This is a genomic window from Rhodococcus sp. NPDC060086 (assembly GCF_042730275.1).
Lineage (GTDB): Bacteria > Actinomycetota > Actinomycetes > Mycobacteriales > Mycobacteriaceae > Rhodococcus.
Window position 1 is genome coordinate 1 of the sequence record NZ_JBHWWZ010000096.1, and the last position, 3,934, is coordinate 3,934.

At 68.4% G+C, this 3,934-nt stretch carries 5 protein-coding genes and 1 riboswitch; of the genes, 4 read left to right on the plus strand and 1 reads right to left on the minus strand.

Going from position 1 to position 3,934, the window contains the following annotated elements; translation table 11 throughout:
* Positions 1 to 527 (minus strand): methylmalonyl-CoA mutase family protein (locus ACFWB0_RS25515; RefSeq protein ID WP_378493190.1); only part of this gene is annotated, 527 nt, incomplete at its 3' end.
* 251 nt (positions 528 to 778) lie between these two features.
* Between ACFWB0_RS25515 and ACFWB0_RS25520 the strand changes: the two genes are divergently transcribed.
* From ACFWB0_RS25520 to ACFWB0_RS25535, 4 genes are all read left to right on the plus strand, one after another.
* Positions 779 to 1,480, plus strand: coding sequence for a TVP38/TMEM64 family protein (locus tag ACFWB0_RS25520; protein ID WP_378493191.1), 702 nt, complete (start codon positions 779 to 781; stop codon positions 1,478 to 1,480).
* Between the two features lie 31 nt (positions 1,481 to 1,511).
* Positions 1,512 to 2,093 (plus strand): hypothetical protein, encoded by a 582-nt coding sequence (locus ACFWB0_RS25525; protein ID WP_378493192.1) that lies wholly within the window; start codon positions 1,512 to 1,514, stop codon positions 2,091 to 2,093.
* The gene (locus ACFWB0_RS25530) at positions 2,090 to 2,605 is read left to right on the plus strand and encodes a hypothetical protein (protein ID WP_378493193.1); all 516 of its coding nucleotides are present in this window, start codon (positions 2,090 to 2,092) and stop codon (positions 2,603 to 2,605) included. Before ACFWB0_RS25525 ends, ACFWB0_RS25530 begins: the two co-directional genes overlap by 4 nt.
* A 55-nt stretch (positions 2,606 to 2,660) precedes the next feature.
* Positions 2,661 to 2,748, plus strand: a riboswitch (glycine riboswitch).
* A 141-nt stretch (positions 2,749 to 2,889) separates the two neighbouring features.
* Complete coding sequence (locus ACFWB0_RS25535) at positions 2,890 to 3,906, plus strand: DMT family transporter (RefSeq protein ID WP_378493194.1); 1,017 nt, start codon at positions 2,890 to 2,892, stop codon at positions 3,904 to 3,906.
* The last annotated feature ends 28 nt before the right edge of the window (positions 3,907 to 3,934 follow it).

Below are 3,934 nucleotides of genomic sequence, written 5' to 3' on the forward strand. Positions count from 1 at the left end.
GCGCCGCGGTCGGCGACGTCGGTGCGTGCGTCGAGCAGCGCGTACATGGCCGTGGTTGCGGCAGGGACGTCAGTGCCGGCGTCGAGGCTGATGGGCGCGAGGTCGACGAGGACCTTGTCGAGCGCAGTGGACAGTCCGTCGACCGGTAGGGCACCGTCGCCGACCTGCAGCCACAGGGCGCTGACGCCGTTCTCGAGGGCGTCGAGGATCTGTTCGCCCAGGTTCTTGGCGTCGGTTCCGTCGAAGCGGGCGCTGACGAGCCAGCCGGCGTTGACGTCGCGGGTGGACGAACCGCCCCGCGTGTACGGGAACTGCCCGGGCAGGGGTGCTTCCGGGCGTTCGTCGCGGCCGCTGTAGAGCGGAGCAACCGTCACGTCGTCGTATGTGGTGGTCTCGAGCAGACGCTGCGGCTCCGGGCCGAGTTCTGCGGGATCGACGCGGCGCGACTTTGCGAGTACGCCCGCGACCGCTTGCTGCCACTGCGCGTATGCGCGCGCGGCGTCCTCGGCCTCTGCTGCTAATGACACGTGCGATTTCCTCCTACTGCGGGTGGGCAGGCTGTCGGGCGGCCGGGGTGGGCCGACGGGGCGTAGCGCCTCGCAAAACATTAAGCCGATGTCGTTGTGATGCTAGCCGCACACGCCGGTGGGGAATCATGGGGATCACCACAATTTCTCTAGCGTTCGTTCACCGCGTGGACGAGTCGGTGTGATCCTGCAGTCTGTATCTCTCCGTGCCAGGTCTGCGCGCAGGACGGGAGGTAGGCTGGCGCCCTGTGATGAGGATCTTCAGAGACCGCAGGGTCATCGGCATCCTCGTTCTTCTCGCGGTCTTCGCCGCGGCGGCGCTACTGCTTCCGCATCCGTCGATCGGGCAGATCCGGGAATGGTCGGAATCGGTGGACGGTCCGCGTCTGCTCCTGATCTTCTTCGCCGTCCACTCGCTGGTGACGATCGGCCCGGTGCCGCGGACGGTGTTCACTTTGAGCGCCGGTGTGCTGTTCGGTCCCGTGGTGGGCATCGCGGTCACCAGCGCGGCGACAGCCGTCAGTGCGGTTCTTGCATTCCTGCTGGTACGGGCGCTGGGTCGGAATGTCGTGGCGTCCTATCTGACGCATCCCGCTGCGAAGGCGGTCGATCTGCGACTCGCGCGGCGCGGCTGGCTCGCGGTCGGGTCGTTGCGGCTGATCGCCGCAGCGCCGTTCTTCGTCGTGAACTGTTGTTGTGCGGTGTCGGCGGTGCGCCTGCTGCCGTACACGCTCGCGACCGTCGTCGGGATTCTGCCGGGCACCGTCGCCGTGGTGCTCTTCGGTGACGTGCTCACCGGGGAGTCGAGTCCGGCGCTGATGGTGGCGACGGCGATCTGCATCGCGCTCGGCGTCGGCGGACTTCTGATCGAGGCGCGCCTGCCCCAGCCGGCGGGGTCGGCACTCGATGCCGTCATCGACCCGGAATCCACTGAGACAAGCCTGAAGGCTTGATTTTTACTATTCAAGGCTCCATCCTTGATTGATGTTTGTGTTGACGGTCGACCAACGCGGCAGTCGCCGAGACATCGACCGCGTCGCGAATCTGCTCGACGAACTCCGCGCCGCCCCACTTCTCCGGAAGTTCGAACGCACCGCCGGTGACGAAGTCCAGGCGGTGGCCGACGACGCCGCCGTCGTCCTCGATCTCGCATTGAATCTCCTCGACCGCGACAACTGGAGCATCGGCATCGGCATCGGCCCCGTCGAGACGCCCCTGCCCGCCCAGACGCGCGCCGGCCGCGGCCCCGCGTTCGAGCACGCACGCACCGCCGTCGAGCGCGCCAAGAACGCACCCGGCCGCATCGCCGCCGACGGCGTCGACACCGAGTCCGCATCCGACGTCGATGCCGCCCTGACCCTGCTCGCGACGATCGTGTCGCGCCGTACCGATCAGGGCGTCGAAGCCGTCGCCCTCGCCCGCGCCGGCCTACCCCAGGCCGAGATCGCCACTGAACTCGGGATCAGCAAACAGGCCGTGTCCCAGCGCCTGCTCACTGCCGGGTGGCAGGCCGAACTCGTCGGCCGTCCGCTCCTGCACCGACTCCTCGAAAGGGCCGACCGTTGACCGTCGCCTCCCTGGTGCTCCTCGCTGTCGCAGCCGTCGCGCCGGCACTGTCCTTGATTCCGCGTCTTCCGGTGTGGATCGGGGCGGCTGTCACCGCGATCGCGCTCGGAACCGCAGCGCTCACCGCTGCCGCCACCGATCCCGCTCAGGGTTTCGCACTCGGGGCGACACTCACCCTCACCACCATCGTCGCCATCACCGGCGGCGGGCCGGCGGTACTCGTCGCGTTCCGGATTGCCCGTCGGCAACCCGACGCGGGACCGACCCCGACACCGCCGCCGGGGCCATTGCGCGGCGGTCGGGTGATCGGCGTCCTCGAACGTGGCGCAGTCGCCGCATCGATCCTGGCCGGCTGGCCGGAAGGCATCGCGATCATCATGGCGGTCAAGGGGCTGGCTCGGTATCCGGAACTGCGCGAACCGCAGGCGTCCGAGCAGTTCATCATCGGCACGTCGACGAGTGTGTTGTGGGCTGCCGCCGCGTGTGGGGTCGGCCACGCCTTGATCACTTGAGTTCTCACCGACGCAGCCGGGCTGGCATACTTGCGGGCGCAACTGAATATGCCATTGAACTGCGGCGGGAGAGTCCCGCATCCGCGGGCGCCGAAGGAGCAACCTCCCGGGAATCTCTCAGGCCCACAGACCGCCGCACGCGAGGCAACTCTGGAAAGCAGCCCTTCGGGGCTCACCGACGGTGTAGGCGGATCCCACAAGATCCGTGAAAGCTCTCAGGTCCGATGACAGAGCGGGGAACCACCGCCCCCGGTGCGTGATGCACCCTGTCCGGAGGAAGTTCCGTGGCCCTGACCGTCGGCGCACCCCTGCGCGTCCAGCCTGTTCCGTCCCTCGTCGCACCGTCGCCCACTCCCCCGCCGTCACGGACGAGCCCTAACCGACGACTCGGCATCGCTGCCATCGTGATCTCCGCGACCGCGATGGGCGCCGCAGGCTTGTTCGGTCGCATGGCCACCCCACCCGGCGCCGCACTCGGCGAGGCGCTGACACTCGGCCGCATGCTCGTCGGCGCCCTGGGCATGATGCTGCTGATCGTCTTCTCGCGCCGACTCGGCGCGATCCGCCGCACGCGACTGTCCCCGTCGATCGTCCTCGGCGGCGTGTTCCTCGGTCTGTCGCTGGCCACCTACCTGTCGTCCACCCTGCTCACCGACCTGTCGCGGGCGGTGGTCCTGCACTATCTCGGTCCGCTCATCGCGACGGTGCTGGCCAGGATTCTTCTCAAGGAATCGATCACGCGTCTGGACGTGTTGTCGCTGGTGACTGCGTTCGCCGGCATGCTGCTGGCCGCCGGACTGATCGGCGGTGGCCCCTCGGCAGGGTCCGAGCAGGAAACCCTGGGCACGGTGCTCGGCGTCGCGTCGGGCATCTTCTACGGTCTGGCCCTGCTCTGCTACCGGTACCGCTCCGACATGCCCGCCGACGTCCGCAGCTTCTGGAACTTCGCCTTCGGTGCTGTGGCCACGGCAGCCATGGTCGCGGTCACCCGCCCTGATATGACGGGCATGACCGCCACGAACTGGGCGTGGGCCGCCGGCTTCTTCGTCGTATGCGGTCTGCTCGCTCTGGGTCTGCTCGTCGTCGCGGGCAAGCACCTGCGGGCAGCGGAACTGTCGGGTCTGTCGTATCTCGAGGTCGTCGTCGCGCTGCTCCTCGGTGCCCTGGCGTTCGGCGAATCCATCTCACCCCTCGCCATCCTCGGCGCCGGGATGATCGTCGCGGCGATGACACTCCCGCTCGCCACCGGTCGTCGGCGCCGCAACAAGATCCCCGCACCGAAGGTCGGGTCGACCACATGACAGCGTCGCGGCCCGCACATCGGATGTG

Coding starts and splice junctions, on each gene's coding strand:
- ACFWB0_RS25520 (WP_378493191.1), top strand. CDS start 779: ATGAGGATCTTCAGAGACCGCAGGGTCATCGGCATCCTCGTTCTTCTC.
- ACFWB0_RS25525 (WP_378493192.1), top strand. CDS start 1,512: ATGTTTGTGTTGACGGTCGACCAACGCGGCAGTCGCCGAGACATCGAC.